Source organism: Sphingopyxis sp. KK2 (assembly GCF_001990265.1).
GTDB lineage: Bacteria > Pseudomonadota > Alphaproteobacteria > Sphingomonadales > Sphingomonadaceae > Sphingopyxis.
In genome coordinates this window covers 37,466-53,665 of the sequence record NZ_LYVN01000011.1, presented here as the reverse complement: position 1 = coordinate 53,665, position 16,200 = coordinate 37,466, and the positions used below count along the sequence as shown (strand labels likewise).

General features: G+C 66.2%; 15 protein-coding genes. 9 read left to right on the top strand and 6 right to left on the bottom strand.

Going from position 1 to position 16,200, the window contains the following annotated elements:
• The 3 genes from B1A78_RS23340 to B1A78_RS03325 all read right to left on the bottom strand — a co-directional run.
• Positions 1 to 158 (bottom strand): hypothetical protein (locus B1A78_RS23340; RefSeq protein ID WP_144037664.1); only part of this gene is annotated, 158 nt, incomplete at its 3' end.
• Positions 158 to 433: a hypothetical protein gene (locus tag B1A78_RS23045; protein ID WP_077145589.1), complete on the bottom strand. Its 276-nt coding sequence runs from the start codon at positions 431 to 433 to the stop codon at positions 158 to 160. The genes B1A78_RS23340 and B1A78_RS23045, both read right to left, overlap by 1 nt.
• Positions 430 to 840, bottom strand: coding sequence for a GFA family protein (locus B1A78_RS03325; protein WP_077145588.1), 411 nt, complete (start codon positions 838 to 840; stop codon positions 430 to 432). Before B1A78_RS03325 ends, B1A78_RS23045 begins: the two co-directional genes overlap by 4 nt.
• Positions 841 to 951: 111 nt before the next feature.
• On the opposite strand from B1A78_RS03325, the gene B1A78_RS03320 reads away from it, so the two are divergent.
• Together B1A78_RS03320 and B1A78_RS03315 are read left to right on the top strand one after the other, a co-directional pair.
• Positions 952 to 2,364 carry an aldehyde dehydrogenase family protein gene (locus B1A78_RS03320; protein ID WP_077145587.1) on the top strand — a complete coding sequence of 471 codons (1,413 nt, stop codon included), beginning with the start codon at positions 952 to 954 and terminating at the stop codon, positions 2,362 to 2,364.
• Between the two features lie 4 nt (positions 2,365 to 2,368).
• On the top strand, positions 2,369 to 3,574 hold the full coding sequence (locus B1A78_RS03315) for an acyl-CoA dehydrogenase family protein (RefSeq protein WP_077145586.1): 1,206 nt from the start codon (positions 2,369 to 2,371) through the stop codon (positions 3,572 to 3,574).
• Here the strand turns inward: B1A78_RS03315 and B1A78_RS03310 are convergent.
• Positions 3,571 to 4,575, bottom strand: coding sequence for an acyl-CoA dehydrogenase family protein (locus B1A78_RS03310; RefSeq protein ID WP_077145585.1), 1,005 nt, complete (start codon positions 4,573 to 4,575; stop codon positions 3,571 to 3,573). The two genes, B1A78_RS03315 and B1A78_RS03310, sit on opposite strands and share 4 nt — an antisense overlap.
• 1 nt (position 4,576) lies before the next feature.
• Entirely contained in the window at positions 4,577 to 6,193 is a 1,617-nt protein-coding gene (locus B1A78_RS03305) for a GMC family oxidoreductase (RefSeq protein WP_077145584.1), read from the bottom strand.
• A 120-nt stretch (positions 6,194 to 6,313) separates the two neighbouring features.
• On the opposite strand from B1A78_RS03305, the gene B1A78_RS03300 reads away from it, so the two are divergent.
• Genes B1A78_RS03300 through B1A78_RS03280 form a run of 5 tightly spaced genes read left to right on the top strand, consistent with a single transcriptional unit; the run spans position 6,314 to position 11,827 of the window.
• Positions 6,314 to 7,492, top strand: a complete 1,179-nt coding sequence (locus B1A78_RS03300) for an aromatic ring-hydroxylating dioxygenase subunit alpha (RefSeq protein ID WP_077145583.1) — start codon at positions 6,314 to 6,316, stop codon at positions 7,490 to 7,492.
• Positions 7,493 to 7,529: 37 nt separating this feature from the next.
• Positions 7,530 to 9,029 carry a class I adenylate-forming enzyme family protein gene (locus B1A78_RS03295; RefSeq protein WP_077145582.1) on the top strand — a complete coding sequence of 500 codons (1,500 nt, stop codon included), beginning with the start codon at positions 7,530 to 7,532 and terminating at the stop codon, positions 9,027 to 9,029.
• Positions 9,030 to 9,039: 10 nt separating this feature from the next.
• Positions 9,040 to 10,260 carry a cytochrome P450 gene (locus B1A78_RS03290; RefSeq protein WP_077145581.1) on the top strand — a complete coding sequence of 407 codons (1,221 nt, stop codon included), beginning with the start codon at positions 9,040 to 9,042 and terminating at the stop codon, positions 10,258 to 10,260.
• 2 nt (positions 10,261 to 10,262) lie between these two features.
• Positions 10,263 to 10,661 (top strand): Zn-ribbon domain-containing OB-fold protein, encoded by a 399-nt coding sequence (locus tag B1A78_RS03285; RefSeq protein WP_179101966.1) that lies wholly within the window; start codon positions 10,263 to 10,265, stop codon positions 10,659 to 10,661.
• Positions 10,661 to 11,827: a transporter gene (locus B1A78_RS03280; protein ID WP_077145579.1), complete on the top strand. Its 1,167-nt coding sequence runs from the start codon at positions 10,661 to 10,663 to the stop codon at positions 11,825 to 11,827. The genes B1A78_RS03285 and B1A78_RS03280 overlap by 1 nt, the downstream gene beginning before the upstream one ends.
• Positions 11,828 to 11,833: 6 nt before the next feature.
• Here the strand turns inward: B1A78_RS03280 and B1A78_RS03275 are convergent, their stop codons facing one another.
• Positions 11,834 to 12,478, bottom strand: a complete 645-nt coding sequence (locus B1A78_RS03275) for a TetR/AcrR family transcriptional regulator (RefSeq protein WP_077145578.1) — start codon at positions 12,476 to 12,478, stop codon at positions 11,834 to 11,836.
• A gap of 146 nt (positions 12,479 to 12,624) precedes the next feature.
• Here B1A78_RS03275 and B1A78_RS03270 point away from each other — a divergent pair, with 146 nt between their 5' ends.
• On the top strand, positions 12,625 to 13,494 hold the full coding sequence (locus B1A78_RS03270; protein WP_077145577.1) for an alpha/beta fold hydrolase: 870 nt from the start codon (positions 12,625 to 12,627) through the stop codon (positions 13,492 to 13,494).
• A gap of 143 nt (positions 13,495 to 13,637) precedes the next feature.
• Positions 13,638 to 16,115 (top strand): TonB-dependent receptor, encoded by a 2,478-nt coding sequence (locus B1A78_RS03265; RefSeq protein ID WP_077145576.1) that lies wholly within the window; start codon positions 13,638 to 13,640, stop codon positions 16,113 to 16,115.
• Positions 16,116 to 16,200 lie beyond the last annotated feature (85 nt).

The following is a 16,200-nucleotide window of genomic DNA, read 5'->3' as shown; positions in this document are numbered from 1 at the left end:
GCCGCGGCGCATTGCCAAGCGAGTTCGCCGGGCGGGAGCAGCGGGGCGCGGCCGCGAATGCCCGAGCGCGACAGGCTGCCCGACAGCGCCTGGAGCACGGCATCGCTCGCCTTCCAGTCGCTCAGGCTGTTGCCCGAGCCGAACGCGCTGGCCTCCATCAGCACGAGCGCGGGGTTCGCGGCGGCGAGCCGGTCATAGTCGAGCGTGGCGGGCGGCGCGACGATGATGTCGGCGGCGGCGAGCGTCGCGTCATCGACCGGCCCGGCGTGCAGGATCTTGCCGGCATTGGCGACGATATCGGCGGCCTCGCCCGCGTCGCGACATGGCGGTCGACCCGCGCACCCAGTTCGGCGAGATAGCGCGTGATCGGTGCGAGCGGCCCGTCGATCAGGTCGACGACGCGCAGCCCCGCCAGCGGGCGGTCAAGGGTCATCGCGGATTGCGCGGGAATTGCGGCAGGTTGGCAGGAATGTCGACCCAGGGCAGCGCGGTCGCGGTCCAGACATGGATCGCGGGCACGAAGCGCGCGGGATCGTCGGCGGTGCCCGCCTTGACGATTGCTACCTGAGGCGAGGAATTAGTGATCGACCGGATCGGCGAGCCGCACGCGGCGCAAAATTGCCGCAGCACGGGCTGGCCGCTTTCGGTGTCATGATCCTCATAGGTGGTGAGGTCGCCGGTCATCTGCATCGCATCGGCCGCGACGACGACATTGACCGAAAAGGCGCTGCCCGACTGGCGGCGGCAGTTGGCGCAATGGCACACCGCGACGGTGATCGGGTCGCCGCCCAGCCGGTAGCGTATGGCACCGCAATTACACCCGCCCTCGATCTCGCTCATCCCTCTCTCCCATGTCTTTTGTGTTGCGCTTTTATCTAATGTCATTAGTTTATGGAGTCGGCAACAGATAATCGACCCGATATTGACGGGTCGCTAGCGGTGGAGAGGCGAATGAGCGAGCAATTTGCGATGACGATCGACGGCCGTGCGGTCGATGCGGCGGCGATGATCGAGGTGCGCAATCCCGCGACGGGCGAGGTCTTCGCTGCGGCGCCCGACGCCTCGGCTGCCGATCTCGACGCCGCCGTCGCCGCCGCGACGCGCGCCTTTCCGGCCTGGCGCGACACGCCGATGGCGGAACGCAAGGCGGCGCTCGCCAAGGCTGCCGATGCGATCGAGGCGTATGCCGACGAACTCGCCGCGCTGTTCGTCAAGGAGCAGGGTCGCCCGCTCCCCGGCGCGAAGATGGAAATCCTCGGCGCCGCGATGTGGATGAAGGCGACGACGATGCTCGACATCCCCGTCGACGTCACCGAGGACAGCGACACGCGGCGGATCGAGGTGCATCATGTCCCGCTCGGCGTCGTGTGCGGCATCGTGCCGTGGAATTTCCCGGTGCTGCTCGCGTCGTGGAAGATCGGCCCCGCGCTGATGGCGGGCAACACGCTGGTGCTCAAACCCTCGCCCTTCACCCCGCTCTGCACTTTGCGCATCGGCGAACTGATCCGCGACGCCTTTCCGGCGGGCGTGGTCAACATCATCAGCGGCGGCGACGCACTCGGCCCGCTGATGACGTCGCACCCCGGCTTCGCCAAGATCAGCTTCACCGGATCGACCGCGACCGGACGCCGCGTGATGGAATCGGCGGCAAAGGATTTGAAGCGCATCACGCTCGAACTCGGCGGCAATGATGCGGCGATCGTGCTGCCCGACGTCGATGTCGACGCCGTCGCCGAGCAGTTGTTCGAGGGCGCCTTCCACAACACCGCGCAGGTCTGCGTCGCGACCAAGCGGCTCTACATCCACGCTGACATCTACGATGCCTTGCGCGACCGGCTGCACCAGCTTGCAAAGGAATTGCCCGTCGGCGACGGGGCCGAGCAGGGCAATCGTTACGGCCCCATCCAGAACGAACCCCAATATCGCCGCGTCCTTGCCCTCCTCGACGATGCGCGCGCCAACGGGCTGACCCTGCTCGAAGGCGGCGCGGTGCCCGAGCGTGGCTATTTCGTGCCGCTCACGCTCGTCGACAATCCGCCCGAGGACAGCCGCGTCGTAGTGGAGGAGGCGTTCGGCCCGGTGCTGCCGCTGCTGAAGTTCACCGACATCGACGATGTCGTCGCGCGCGCCAACGACAGCGACTATGGCCTCGCCGGCGCGGTCTGGTCGGGCGACGTCGCGGCGGCGACCGCGATCGCGCACCGGCTCGATACCGGCACCGTCTGGATCAACCAGAATCTCCAGTCGACGCCGTTCACGCCGCTTGCCGGCGCGAAGCAGTCGGGTTTCGGGCAGGAGAATGGCGTGCCGGGCCTGCTCGAATTCACGCGGCCCAAGGCGATCTTCATTCCGAAGGCCGCCTGACCCGATGCAGCTCAGCCCCGAGGATGAAGCCTTTCGCGACGAGGTTCGCGCCTTTTTCGCGGCCGAGCTGACACCCGAACTGCGCCGCGCCGGGAAATTGATGACCAGCGTCTATGCCGATCATGCGGCGCAGATGCAATGGCATCGCAAGCTCCATGCCCGGGGCTGGGTCGCACCGGCCTGGCCGGTAGAGCATGGCGGATGCGACTGGAGCATCGTCCGGCATCATATCTTCGCGAGCGAACGCGTGCGCGCGGGCGCGCCGCCGGTGTCGCCAATGGGAATCCAGATGGCGGGACCCGCAATCATCGCCTTCGGCACCGAGGCGCAAAAGGCGTGGTTCCTGCCGCGCATGCTGTCGGGCGAGCATTTCTGGTGCCAGGGCTATTCGGAGCCGGGGGCGGGGTCGGACCTTGCCGCGCTGCAGATGAAGGCGGTGCGCGACGGCGATGACCTCGTCTGCACCGGCAGCAAGATTTGGGTCACCCACGCGAATGTCGCGAACTGGGCCTTCTGCCTCGTCCGCACCTCGACCGGCGCGCGCAAGCAGCAGGGGATCAGCTTCCTGCTCGTCGACATGACCTCGCCGGGCATCGCGGTGCGCCCGATCGTCATGGCGTCGGGCGAGCATATCCAGAACCAGATTTTCTTCGACCAGGTCCGCGTGCCCGTCGCCAATGTGCTCGGGACGATCGACGACGGCTGGACGGTCGCCAAATATCTGCTCGAATTCGAACGCGGCGGCAGCGCCTATGCGCCCAAGATCGAGGTCGCGCTGGCCGAACTCGCCGCACAGGTCGCGGCGCAGCCGGCGGGCCCCGGCCGTGCGCCGCTCGAGGTGCGGATCGCCGAGGCGCGCATCCGCTGCGATATCCTCGCCCGGCTCGAAAGCGATATCCTCTCGCGTCTGTCGGCGGGGGCTTCGACCGGCACCGACGCGTCGATGATGAAGATCCTCGGCACCGAGCTGCAGCAGCGCGTGACCGAACTCGTGCTCGACGCGGCGGGGCCGCTGGCGCGCGCGTTCCAGCCGGGCGTCGCGGTGCCCGGCGGGCCGATCCCGGGACATGTACCCGACGATTATTGCAGCGGCGAGGTCTGGCAGGCGATTGCGCCGCTCCATTATCTCAACGAACGCGCGAGCAGCATCTATGCGGGCACGAACGAGATCCAGCACGGCATATTGGCGAAGGCTGAGCTGGCGATCTAGGCGAGCGCCCTGTAGCGCGCCAGATGCTCGTCCCGCGTGCCGAACTCGCTCTCGATCACCGTCAACCGCTTGAACAGTGCCGACACCGGCAGTTCCTCGGTCATCCCCATGCCGCCATGAAGCTGCACCGCATTCTGGCCGACGAAGCGACCGGCGTCGGCGATCGTGACCTTGGCGGCGCTGACCGCCTTCGACCGTGCGGCGGGATCGAGGTCGAGCGCATCGGCCGCGAGCGCGGCGGCCGCGGCGGCGCGGCGCGCCTCGATATGCATATCGACCAGCCGGTGCTGGACGACCTGAAAGCGTGCAATCGCCTGACCGAACTGTTCGCGCTGGACGCAATAATCGCGGGTATCGGCAACGAGCCGCGCCATGATCGCCGCGGCCTCGGCGGCGATGGCGGCGGCGCCGAGATCGAGGATGTCGGCGATATCCTCGGGCTCGATCGGCAGCCGCGCGTCGGTCGACACCGTGACATCGTCGAGCAACAGGTCGGCGGCGCGGCGGCCGTCGATCGTCGGATAGGCTTTCATCGCCAGCGCCTCGCGTTCGATCAGGAAGGCAGCAGGGCCGTCGCCCGCCTCGGCCGTCACGATCACCGCATCGGCCTCGGCGGCGCCGATCGCCAGCAGCTTGCCGCCCGACAGCCGCCAGCCGGCGGCATTGATTGCCGCGCGCGCGCGCTCGCGGTCGTCGATCGATGCAAGGGCGAGCTTCGCCTCGCCTGCTGCGACGCGCGGTAGCCAAAGCGCCGCGGCATCCCCGCCGGCGCGGTCGAGCAGGGTACCCGCGAGCAGCACGCATTCGAGATAGGGCAGGGCAATCGCGCGCGGGCCCAGCACTTCGAGCACCGTAAAACCCTCGCGCGGCGGCAACTCGAGTCCGCCACGCGCCTCGGCGAAGGGCAGGCCGAGTACACCGGCGTCGGCGAGCGCCTGCCAGCCATCGTCCCCCGACTTCAACCGGTCGAACCGCGCGGCGAGGGCGTCCTGTAATTCCATCTCAACCCGCCTTCGCTTGCGGCGCGTCGCGCAGGATGATGTCGGCGGCGCGCCACGCCATCGCCATCGTCGGGCCATTGGTATTGCCCGAGGGGATTACCGGCATGATCGAGGTGTCGATCACGCGAAGCCCCTCGACCCCGCGCACGCGCAGCGCCGGATCGACCACCGACGCCGCGTCCTTGCCCATCCGGCAGCTGCCCACGGCGTGATAGCCGCAGGTGCCGAAGCGGTCATAGGCGTCCATGATTTCGGCATCGCTGTCGAACGCAGGCCCCGGCATCGTCTCCTCGGCGATCATGTCCGCGAGCGGTGCCTGCTGCGCATAGTCGCGCATCACGCGCACCGCGCCGACCATCGCGGCGCGATCCTCTTCGGTCGCGCGGTAATTGGGCTTGAAGCTCGCCGCGACATCGGGATCGCGCGTAGCGATATGGATGCTGCCGCGCGACGTCGGGCGCAGCGGATAGAGGACCGCGTTCATGCCCGGATGCTTTTCGAGCTGCGTGCGCTGGGTCGCCATGTCGAAGCTGAAGGGCGCGATCAGCATCTGCGCGTCGGGGCGGTTGAGACCAGGGCGCGTCTTGAACCAGCCGCCGATCTCATAGGCCGCCGCCGACATCGGTCCGTCACCGGTCAGATAATAGCGCAGCGTCGCGAGCAGCAGGCGCCAGCCGCCGAAGACGCGGTTCTGCGACAGCGCCGCCTTGGTCAGCTTCCACTGCATGATGATGCCGCGATGTTCGATCAGCCCTTCGCCGACCTCGGGATTGTGGTGGACGAGCGGGATACCGAGCGCGGCGAGGCGGTCCTTGTCGCCGACGCCCGATCGCTCGAGGAGCGCCGGGCTCGCCATCGCACCGCCGCAGACGATGACTTCATGCGCGGCGCCGATCGTCTCGCGCTGACCATTATGAAGCACCTCGACGCCCACAGCACGGATGCCGTCGAAGATCACGCGGTCGACGGTGCGGTCGGTCAGAATCGTCAGGTTGGGCCGCTTTTCGGCGGGGCGCAGGAACGCCTGTGCCGCGCTCTGGCGCTTGCCCTTGAAGATGGTGCGCGGGGCATAGCCGATCGCCACCTGATCGTCGGGGGCATTGATGTCGGGCTTGTTGGCCCAGCCCATTGCTTCGCCCGCCGCGACCTGCGCGTCCGAAATCGGCAGGTGCTGCGTCGGCATCGAAATCTTCATCGGCCCCGCATCGCCGCGTGTTTCGGCACCGCCGAGCTCGTGATTCTCGAAGGCGCGATAGGCTGCACCGATATGCGCCCAGCTCCAGTCGTCGCTCGACTGCTCGGCGATCGCGTCGAAATCGGCGGGCTGGCCGCGCACATACATCATCCCGTTGACCGACGACGACCCGCCGAGCACGCGCCCGCGCACCCAGGCTTCGGACTGGCCCGCGGTCGATGCCTCGGGCTCGCTCATATGCACCCACAGATGCTTCGGGTCCTGCATCACCTTGGCGAGGCCTTTGGGCATCGCGATGAACGGATGGCGGTCGCGCGGCCCCGCTTCGATCAGCGCGACTCTGATCTGCGGATTCTCGGAAAGGCGATAGGCCAGCACACATCCCGCAGCGCCCGCCCCGCAGATGACATAGTCGAAGTCCATCCTCGTTTCCCTTCGATATCGGCCGCTTTTGCGGTGCTCTCAAATCTTCCATAAAAAACTATTGTCATTAGGTAAAGGGTGGAATAGGCTGTTACCAACGATAAGGAGAGGATTGGCGATATGCGCGATGTTGCAGAAGTTGCACGCCCCGAGCGTAAGCTGACCAAGCTCGCCGACCTGACGCCGAGCCAGATCGACGCGATCCGCAAGATCCCGGCCGAAAAGGACGCGGTCGTCGTGCCGTTCGGCGCGACGCGGCCCAATGCGATCTTCACCGGCCAGGACCGGTTCGACCTCGAACAGCAAAAGATATTCCGCCGCTATCCGGTGCCCGTCACCGTGTCGGCGCTGCTCGAACCCGGCAGCATCGTCGCCAACGACAGCTATGGCTTTCCGATGCTCGTCTCGCGCACCCGCGACGGCACGATCAAGGCCTTCGTCAACGCGTGCCAGCACAAGGGGTCGAAGCTGCTCGAGGATTGCGCGGTCCACAAGCAGGGCCGCGTGACCTGTCCCTATCACGCCTGGACCTATGGCATCGACGGCAAGCTGATCGGCGTGTCGCGCAGCGAGGCGTTTCAGGATTTCGACAAGAGCCGGCGCGGCCTCGCCGAACTCGAAGCGCGCGAGTGGGGCGGCATCGTCTATGTCCAGCTCAACCGCGACATTCCTGCCGACTGGTCGAACCTGTCGCAGCAGGTCGCCGACGATTTCACCGCGATCGGCATCGCTTCGGCGCATGTCTATGGCCGCAAGAGTTTCGACCTCAAAGCCAATTGGAAGGTCGTGCTCGAACCCTTCCTCGAGGGCTATCATGTCCAGCGGCTCCACGCCGCGTCGATCGGCGACAAGTTTCAGGATGCGCCGAACATCGTCGACATGTTCGGGCCGAACATCCGGCAAGTGTCGGGGCGCATCGGTTATGTCCCCGAGATGCTCGACGAGGACCCGGCGGCGAACGTCCACAAGCTGGTGACGCACGCCTATACCGCCTTCCCGAACTGCGTCGTGGTGACGAGCCAATATTATACCAGCGTCATGCTGCTGATGCCGCGCGGTCCCGACCGCACCACGGTCGAATATTTCATGCTCACGCCCGGGGCGGCATCGACGCCGAAGGCCGAGGAAGTGTTCGCACGCTCTTACGAACTGATCCTCAGCGTCTTCGGCGGCGAGGATTTCCGCGCCGCCGAGATCAGCCAGCAGGGGTTGAATGCAGGCGTGCCCGAGGAGACCGTCTATTGCGGGCTCGAGACCAATATCGTGCGCTATTATGAAGCGATCGAAGCGCTTCTGTGATTATTGAACCGGCAACAGACCGGACGGAGAGGGACTGATGGCGCAGACTTTGCCAAGCGCTATGGATTGGTGGGCGCGCATGCGGCCCGAACAGCCCGCCGTCGTGCTCGGCGGCGACCGGCTGACCTATGCCGATTATAAGGGCTGGTCCGACCGCGTCGCGGCGATGCTCGAGGCCGACGGCTTGCAACCCGGCGACCGCGTCGCGATCTGCTCGACCAACAGCCTGGCCTATTGCGCGCTGCTCATGGGCATCATCCGCGCAGGCGGCATCGTCAATCCGGTCAACTTCCGTTTCACCCCGCGCGAAATACGCGAATTGTGCGAGACGACCGAACCGCGCTTCACTTTTGCAGCACCCGAGTTCGAGGCCAATGTCGCGGCGGCGGGGCTGAGCCCGCGCCCGATGGCCGAGATCGAGGTGCTGCGGCACGGCGCCGACGCGGCGCCCGCCCATGATCCGCAGCCCGACGCGCCGGTCGTCATCATCGCGACAAGCGGCTCGACCGCAAAGCCCAAGGGCGTCGTCTTCACCAACCGTTCGATGACCGCTTATGCTGCCTGCTGGTCGCTCGAGGAGACCTCCTCGTCGCCCGGCGCGCGCGTGATCAGCCTGGCGCCGCTCAACACCTCGGCGGGCTTCGTCCAGCTGATGCATTACACGACACAGGGCTGCACCATCTTCATGGAGCCCGCCTTCGTTCCCGACGCGATCCTGCAACTGCTGCAGGACGAGAAGATCAATTGCTTCGGCGCGGTGCCGACTTTTTTTGAGGCGATCGCGCGCGCGCCCGGCTTCACCGATGCCGATCTGTCGTCGATCCGCCTCGCCACCGCAGGCGGCGCGCGGGTCAGCCGGCAATTGCTCGACATCTGGAAGACGAAGGGCATCACGATCCGCCAGATTTACGGCCAGACCGAGGTCGGCGGAAACGTCACCATGATGCCGGAGCATCTGGCGATCGACGAGCCCGAGAAATGCGGATGGGGCGGTATCTTCATGGAAGTGCGTGTGCTGCGTCCCGACGGCAGCCCCTGCGATCCCGGCGAACCGGGCGAGATCGTCATGCGCTCGCCGGGGATGATGCAGGGTTATTGGCGCAACCCGGAAGAGACGGCCAAGGCGATCCGCGACGGCTGGCTCTGGTCGGGCGATATCGGGACGCTCGACGAGCGCGGCCTGCTGACCTTCGTTGACCGGATGAAGGACCTGATCATCTCGGGCGGGCTCAACATCTCGGCCGCCGAGGTCGAACGCGTGGTCTGCGAATTCCCCGGCGTGGTCGAGGCGCTGGCGATCGCCGCGCCCGATGAGAAGTTCGGCGAGACTCCGTTCGTCGTCTATCATGGTACGGCCGAGGTCAATGTTGCGGCGCTTATCGCGCACTGCAACGTCAATCTCTCGAACTACAAGGTACCGCGTTACGTCGCCTTTTCGGCCGACCCGCTGCCGCGACTGGCCACCGGAAAATTGTCCAAACCCGCAGTGCGCGAGCTGTACGCCGGCGCGCACGAGACGATGGAGCGCGTGCGATGAGGAGCAACATATGACCGCCCTTGGGCTCGCCGCCGCGCCGGTGCCGCCGCATATTCCGGCGCATCTGGTTTTCGATTTCGACATCTATGCCGATCCGCGCATCGGCGAGGATGTGCAGGGAACCTATGCAGCGGCGCTGGCCGATGCGCCCGACATCTTCTGGACCCGGCTCAACGGCGGCCACTGGATCGTCAAGAGCTTCGATGCCATCAGCCAGGTCGTGCTCGATCCCGAGCATTTCTCGGTCCGCGAGATGCAGATCCCGCGCGTCGAGAACCCGCCTTTCTTCATTCCGCTCAGCCTCGATCCGCCCGAGAATCTGCCCTATCGCCGGGCGATGATGCCGATGTTCGGACCGGCGGCGATCAAGGCGCTCGAACCGCGTATCCGCGAATGGGCGGTCGAACTGGTCGACGCCGTCGCCGCGAAGGGCGCGTGCGATTTTCAGGCCGATCTGGCGAAGCTGTTCCCGGTCAGCGTCTTCATGGAACTGATGGGTATGGACCTGTCGCGGCTCCATGATTTCCGCGCGCTCGCCGAGGCCTTTTTCTCGGCGCAGAATGACGAGGCCGAAATGGGCCGGCTCAGCGCCGCGATCCTCGGCGAGATGAAGGCGCTGATCGAGGAAAAAAGGGCCGCGCCCGACGACAAGCTGATGTCGCACTTCATTACCGTCGATATCGACGGCCGGACGATGAGCGACGACGAGATCCTCGCGATGAGCTTCGTGCTCTTCCTCGGCGGGATGGATACGGTGACCAACGTCACCGGCTTCGCCTTTCAGCAGCTCGCGCAGATGCCCGATGTCCAGGCGCGGCTCGCCGCCGACCCGTCGCTGATCTCCGCCTTCGCCGACGAGGCGGTGCGCCTCTATGGCGTCGTCAACACCCCGCGATTGGTGGTGCAGGATCAGGCGATCGGCGAGGCGCAGTTTCGCGAGGGCGAGATGGTGCTCAATATCCTCTGCCTCGGCAGCCGCGACCCCGCGAAGTTCGAGGCGCCGAATGCGTTCGATCTCGACCGGAAGAAGACCGCGCACCTGACCTTCTCCTCGGGTCCGCATCTGTGTGTCGGCCATGTCCTTGGCCGCGCCGAGTTGCGCATCCTGACCGAGGAATGGGTGAAGCGCGTTCCGGCCTTTCGCGCGACGCCGGGCGAAAAACATGCGTTCCGCATCGGCACGGTGATGGCGCTCGAAACGCTGCCGCTCGAGTGGACGGTGGCGGGCTGATCATGGATGCGAATGACGGCGCCGATGCGCCCTATTGGAATGGCCTCGCCGAAGGCCGGCTGATGCTTCCGCGCTGCGGCGGTTGCGGCGACTGGCTGTGGCCGGCGGTGAGCCGCTGCGGTCCCTGCGGCAGTGAGACGATAGAATGGGTCGAGCGGTCGATGCGCGCGACGATCTTTTCGTGGACGCGGACCTGGCACCGCTTCGGTTTTACCGAGAGCCTCGATCTGCCTTTCGTCTCGATCGTCGCGACGGTCGACGATTGCGGGATCCGGCTGCTCGGCCGCCTCGACGATCCCGACCAGGTCGATCCGGCGATCGGCGAAGCCATCGCCGGGCGGATCGGCGCGACGCGCGTCGAGGGCCGCGACATTCCCACGATTATCTGGAGCCGCGGCTGATGCATCCGCTTTACGGAACCACCGCGGTCGCGGGCATCGGTCTGCGCCAGTATAAGCGCGGCGCCTCGCCGCTGCCTGAACAGGGCGTACTCGTCGAGGCGATCCTTGCGGCCTGCGCCGATGCGGGCTTCGATCCCGCCGAGGTCGACGGCTTCGTCTCTTATGGCGACGACAAGAACGAACCCGTGCGGCTGATGCCGGCGCTCGGCACGCGCGAGCTCAAATGGTCGAGCGTCGTCTGGGGCGGCGGCGGCGGCGGCGTCGCGGGCGCATTCGGCCTCGCGGCGGCGGCGATCTTGTCGGGGCAGGCGAGCGCGGTGATCGTCTTCCGCGCGCTGGTCGAGGGATCGAGCGGGCGGCTGTCGGCGGCGGTGATGGCGCATCATCTCAACGATCATATGCTCGCCGCCGGAATCGTCGCGCCGGCACAGGTGTGCGCGATCCGCGCCAATCGCATGTACGAACATCATGGCGTACCGGCATCGGTTGCCGAGGAGCTGGTACGCGCCTCCTATTATCACGGATCGCGCAATCCCGAGGCGGTCGCCTATGGCAGCGAATTCGACCTCGAAGAGATGCGCAATTCGCGCTGGATCGCCGAGCCCTTCCGGCTGTTCGACTGCAGCCGCGAGAATGACGGCGCCGCCGCCTTCCTGATGGTGTCGGCCGAGCGCGCGCGCGATCTGAAAAGGCCGCCCGCCTATCTGCTCGGCTGCGCGAACGGCGCCGAGAAGGGGTGGGGCGACCTGCTCGAAAACGATGACGAGGCGCTGTACGCGACCGCTGGTTTCCGTCCGATCGCGCGGCGACTCTACGCCGAAACTGGTCTATCGCCCGCCGACATCGACGTGGTGCAGCTTTATGAGAATTTCAGCGCGCAGGGCGTCGCGTCGCTGATCGACCATGGCTTCTGCACCTATGAGAATGTCGCCGAAGTGGTGCGCTTCGACAACCTCATCGCGCCGACGGGCAAGCTGCCGGTGAACACCGGCGGCGGCAATTTCGCGCAAGGCTTCATCCACGGCATCGGCACCGCCTATGAAGCGGTGAAGCAGCTGCGCGGCGAGTCGGCCAATCCGGTGCCGGGCGCGCGAACCTGCCTGCTCGCGGGCGGCCCCGGCGCGCCGACGGTCAGCTCGGCGATCTTCGCGAACGAAATTCCCTGACGGTCGTCAGGCCGCCGCAGGGTTGAGCGACCGGCCCATCGTGCCCTGCGCCAGCCGCGCGCGCACGCCGGTCAGGAAGATGCGCAGCGATTCGACGAACAACTCCTCGTCGTCGAAGGGGCTGTCGGCGATCGCCTTTGCCAGGTTGGGATATTTGTCGGGATCGACAAAGGGCATCGGGTCGACGCCGCGTGCGCGCGCTGCGGCCTCGAACAGCGCGGTGCCATAGGTCAGCCGCTCGATCGCCTCGATCACGACGAGCTGGATCTCGGTCGGGAATGGCTCGTCGCGCGCCGCCCGGTCATAGGCGGCGAGCAGCATATGCTTGGGGAAATAGCGCAGGATCAGCGGTGCGGCATTGGGGTGGCGGAGCAAGGCGCGACGCGTCGAAACGCAGATCGCAACGATGCGCTCCTCATAGGATTCATCGCCGCTGTCCATCAGCGTGATGCGCACCAGCATGATGCGCGCGACCTCCTGCAACAGCTCCGACTTGTCCTTGAAATGATGATAGAGCGATGGCGGGCGCACGCCGAGTTTTTTGGCCACGAGACCGAGGCTCAGCTCTTCGAGCCCATGTTCGTCGATCACTTCGAGCGCGGCTTCGGCGGCATTGCCGCGCGAGATCAATGGTTTCGAAGGTCGTGCCAAGAAATCTTCCCCTGTTTGCGTCGGTCATGGCAGTCGCGGCCAAAGTGCGCCAGCCTAAAAGGAATCGGTTTAACCGTCCCTCGATAAATCTATTGACGTTAGATAAGCCATGGCTCAGGCTTTGGGCAAGCAGGAGAGGACAGCGAGTGGCGGACATCTTGCAACGAACCGTCTTCACGGCGCGCGACGGCGTCCGGCTGGTCGCCGATCGCGGGGGAAGCCCCGACGCCCCCGCGGTCATCCTGCTCCACGGCGGCGGCCAGACGCGCCATAGCTGGAGCCGCGCGGTCGACCGGCTGCTCGCCGACGGCTTTCAGGTCATCAACTATGACGCGCGCGGGCATGGCGAAAGCGACTGGTCGCCCGAGGGCGCCTATCAGCTCGCCGACCGCGCCGACGACCTGGCAACGGTCGTCGCGCAGTTGCGCACGCCCTTCATTCTCGTTGGCGCCTCGCTCGGCGGCGCGACCTCGATCGTCGCGGTCGATCGCGGGCTGCGCCCCGCCGGCGTCGTCCTCGTCGACATCGTTCCCGAGCCCGACCCGCGCGGGATCGAACGCATCGTCTCGTTCATGCGGGGGAGCCCCGACGGGTTCGCGACGATCGACGAGGCGGTCGCGGCGGTCGCGGCCTATAATCCGCAACGCAGCGCGCCGCCCGACGGCGGCGGGCTGATGAAGAATTTGCGTGAGGGCGAGGACGGACGGCTGCGCTGGCACTGGGACCCGCGGATCATCGCCGACCCGGCGTCGCACCACCATGGCGTGGTCCAGCGCGCGGCGGCCGCGCTCGCGGCGCTTCCCGACCTGCCCGTGCTGCTCGTTCGCGGGCTGTCGAGCGATGTCGTCGGCGACGCGGGTGTCGCGGCGTTCCGCCGCATGTTGCCGCGCCTCGAATTGCTCGATGTGGCGGGCGCGGGGCATATGGTGGCGGGCGACCGGAACGATGCCTTCAACGACGGCGTGATCGCCTTTGCGCGGCGCACGCTTCGCGTCGGAACGGCCGGGAAGCCATAAAAAATCCAACCTATACAATATGATAATCCGCGCCCGCGAAAACCTCACGGCGTTAAATTTACCGATTGACATTAAATCTAATAGTAATAGGTTATTGGGCAAGGGCCGCGGCTGACGGCCTGCTTTTTTGGAGAGGACCCTTCATGGACCGCAGTGCTTCGCTTCGCGTTATCCGCCACGCCTGCCTGGCTTCGATCATCGTTGCCGCAGGGGCAGCCCTTCCGACCCATGCCCAGACAGCCGCAGCCGATCCTGCGCCCGCCGCTGCCGAGACCGCCGATGTGCCCGCCGATGGCGAAATCATCGTCACCGCGCGCCGCCGCGACGAACGCCTGATCGACGCGCCGGTCGCCATCACCGCGCTCGGCGGCGCTGCGCTCGACAATTATGCGGTCACCGAATTCAGCGACATGGCCTCGCTCGTCCCGACGATGGTCGCGGGCAAGGCGGCGTCGGGCTCGTCGGCCAGCATCTTCCTGCGCGGGGTCGGATCGACCGCGCTCAGCGCCGGGTTCGACCAGTCGGTGTCCTTCGTCGTTGACGGCATGCCGATGAGCCGCGGCCGCGAAATCAGTCTCAGCCAATATGACGTCCAGCGCGTCGAAGTGCTCAAGGGGCCGCAGGCGCTGTTCTTCGGCAAGAATGCGACCGGCGGCCTGATCGCGGTGTCGACCAACAACCCGCGCGACGTGTTCGAGGCGGGCTTCAAGGCGGGCTATGGTTTCGAGGCGCAGGAAAAATATGGCGAAGGCTATATCTCGGGTCCGCTCGCCGACGGGCTGCGCGCGCGCCTCGCGTTCCGCGTCTCCGACAGCGAAGGTGCCTTCACCAACACCGCGGCCGAAACCTATCTCGACCCGCTCGGCATGCAGCGCCACCGCAATGCCAAATATCGCGGCTTCGGCCGAACCTACAGCGGCCGCGCGACGATCGAATGGGACGCGACCGACAATCTGAGCTTTCAGGTCAAGACCGGCTACACCGACCAGAAGGACGGCGGCCCGACCGACATCGTCGAGCGTATCTGTGGCGGCGGCCGCACCACGCCCTTTTCGCCCAACCCCTTCGGCGGCCCCGCGGGCATCCCGCCCAGCCCCAACGCCGATTGCCGGATCGACGGCCGTTCGGACAGCGCGACGATCCCGGTCGCCGTGGCGCAGGCCAATTATCGCTATGCCGGCGACGGGCATATGTATTCGCGGCTGAAGTCGGGCTTCGGCATCCTCACCGCAACGCTCGAAAGCGACGTGTTCGACGTCACCTCGATCACCTCCTATTATCGTTTCCGGCAGACCGACCTCAACAATGTGTCGGGCGAGGCCTATCCGGCGACCTTCTCGCAGCTCGCCGATTATCGCCAGACGTCGGAAGAATTGCGCTTCCAGTCGAAATGGGACGGGCCGGTCAATGCGCTGTTCGGGCTGTTCGTGTCGAGCAACAAGTTCATCTTCAACACCGACGCCTATATCTTCCCGGTGCCGATCAGCCCGGTGACCAACACCTATACGACCTTCAAGCGCGACAACGGCTTTTCGGGAAGCTCGATGTCGGCGTTCGGCGAAGTCACCGCGAACCTGTCGGACTCGATCGAACTCGCGGGCGGCGCGCGCTGGAGCTATGAATCGCGCGACAGCTATCAGACGTCGCTGCCGGCGCATCTTGCCTTTGCCGCCGCCTTCCCGTCCGGGCTGCGCCTCGACGATCGCTATCGCGAGAGCGACGTGTCGCCGCAGGTGACGCTACGCTACAAACCCTCGCGCGACCTGACCTTCTATGCCGCGTACAAGGAAGGCTTCAAATCGGGCGGGTTCAATATCTCGCAGACGCTGACTCCCGCCGCGACGGTGGCGGCGGGCCAATATGGCGCCGAACGGGCCCGGGGCGGCGAGGTCGGCGCGCGCGCGATCCTGCTCGACGGTGCGCTCTCGCTGAACGCCACCGCTTATTATTACGACTATCTCGACCTGCAGGTGCAGAATTTCGATCCGGTAACGATCGGCCAGGTCGTCGCCAATGCGGGGACGCTGCGCGTCAAGGGCATTGAGGGCGACTTCAACTGGCGCCTCGGCAATTTCTCGCTGCGCGGCGCGGCGGCGTTCAACGATGCCAGCTACAAGGACTATGTCGGCCAATGCTATGGCGGCCAGACGATCGCGGCCGGCTGCAACCTGTTGGGGGCCAATCCGTTGACCCCGAATTCTCCGCCCTTCACCAGCCAGGATTATGACGGCCGCACGCCGCCAAAGGCGCCGCGCTTCGCGGGGCGCATCGGGGCGAGCTATGACATGCCGCTCACCGACACGGGCTGGACGCTGCAATTGTCGAGCGACGTCAGCTACACCGGCAAATATAATTTCACCGACACGCTGCGCCCCGACGCCGTCCAGAAAGCCTATGCGAAGCTCGATGCCGCGATCCGCGTCAACGGTCCCGACGATCGCTGGACGATCGGCCTGATCGGCCGCAACCTGACCAACGAGCTGGTCGTCACGGCGGCGAACGATATCCCGTTCGCCGGCGGGACGGGCACCGGGACCGCCGGGCCGGGCGTGCTCGCCGACATGTCGGCGTTCGTCGACAACCACCGCGAAGTCTATATCGAAGTGGGCTTCAAATTCTGATCGAGGGCGAGCCGTAAGGCGAACCGGCATCTGTCCCGGCTTCGCCGAACGGCTCGCCCAAGATTTCCGCCGGGGTGACCGACCG

Bases quoted from the DNA above. Each gene is read 5' to 3' on its own strand.
- B1A78_RS03285 (WP_179101966.1), top strand. From the start codon at position 10,263: ATGGATGCGAATGACGGCGCCGATGCGCCCTATTGGAATGGCCTCGCC.
- B1A78_RS03305 (WP_077145584.1), bottom strand. From the start codon at position 6,193: ATGGACTTCGACTATGTCATCTGCGGGGCGGGCGCTGCGGGATGTGTG.
- B1A78_RS03315 (WP_077145586.1), top strand. From the start codon at position 2,369: ATGCAGCTCAGCCCCGAGGATGAAGCCTTTCGCGACGAGGTTCGCGCC.
- B1A78_RS23045 (WP_077145589.1), bottom strand. From the start codon at position 433: ATGACCCTTGACCGCCCGCTGGCGGGGCTGCGCGTCGTCGACCTGATC.
- B1A78_RS03300 (WP_077145583.1), top strand. From the start codon at position 6,314: ATGCGCGATGTTGCAGAAGTTGCACGCCCCGAGCGTAAGCTGACCAAG.
- B1A78_RS03320 (WP_077145587.1), top strand. From the start codon at position 952: ATGAGCGAGCAATTTGCGATGACGATCGACGGCCGTGCGGTCGATGCG.
- B1A78_RS03280 (WP_077145579.1), top strand. From the start codon at position 10,661: ATGCATCCGCTTTACGGAACCACCGCGGTCGCGGGCATCGGTCTGCGC.
- B1A78_RS03290 (WP_077145581.1), top strand. From the start codon at position 9,040: ATGACCGCCCTTGGGCTCGCCGCCGCGCCGGTGCCGCCGCATATTCCG.
- B1A78_RS03310 (WP_077145585.1), bottom strand. From the start codon at position 4,575: ATGGAATTACAGGACGCCCTCGCCGCGCGGTTCGACCGGTTGAAGTCG.
- B1A78_RS03265 (WP_077145576.1), top strand. From the start codon at position 13,638: ATGGACCGCAGTGCTTCGCTTCGCGTTATCCGCCACGCCTGCCTGGCT.
- B1A78_RS03295 (WP_077145582.1), top strand. From the start codon at position 7,530: ATGGCGCAGACTTTGCCAAGCGCTATGGATTGGTGGGCGCGCATGCGG.
- B1A78_RS03325 (WP_077145588.1), bottom strand. From the start codon at position 840: ATGAGCGAGATCGAGGGCGGGTGTAATTGCGGTGCCATACGCTACCGG.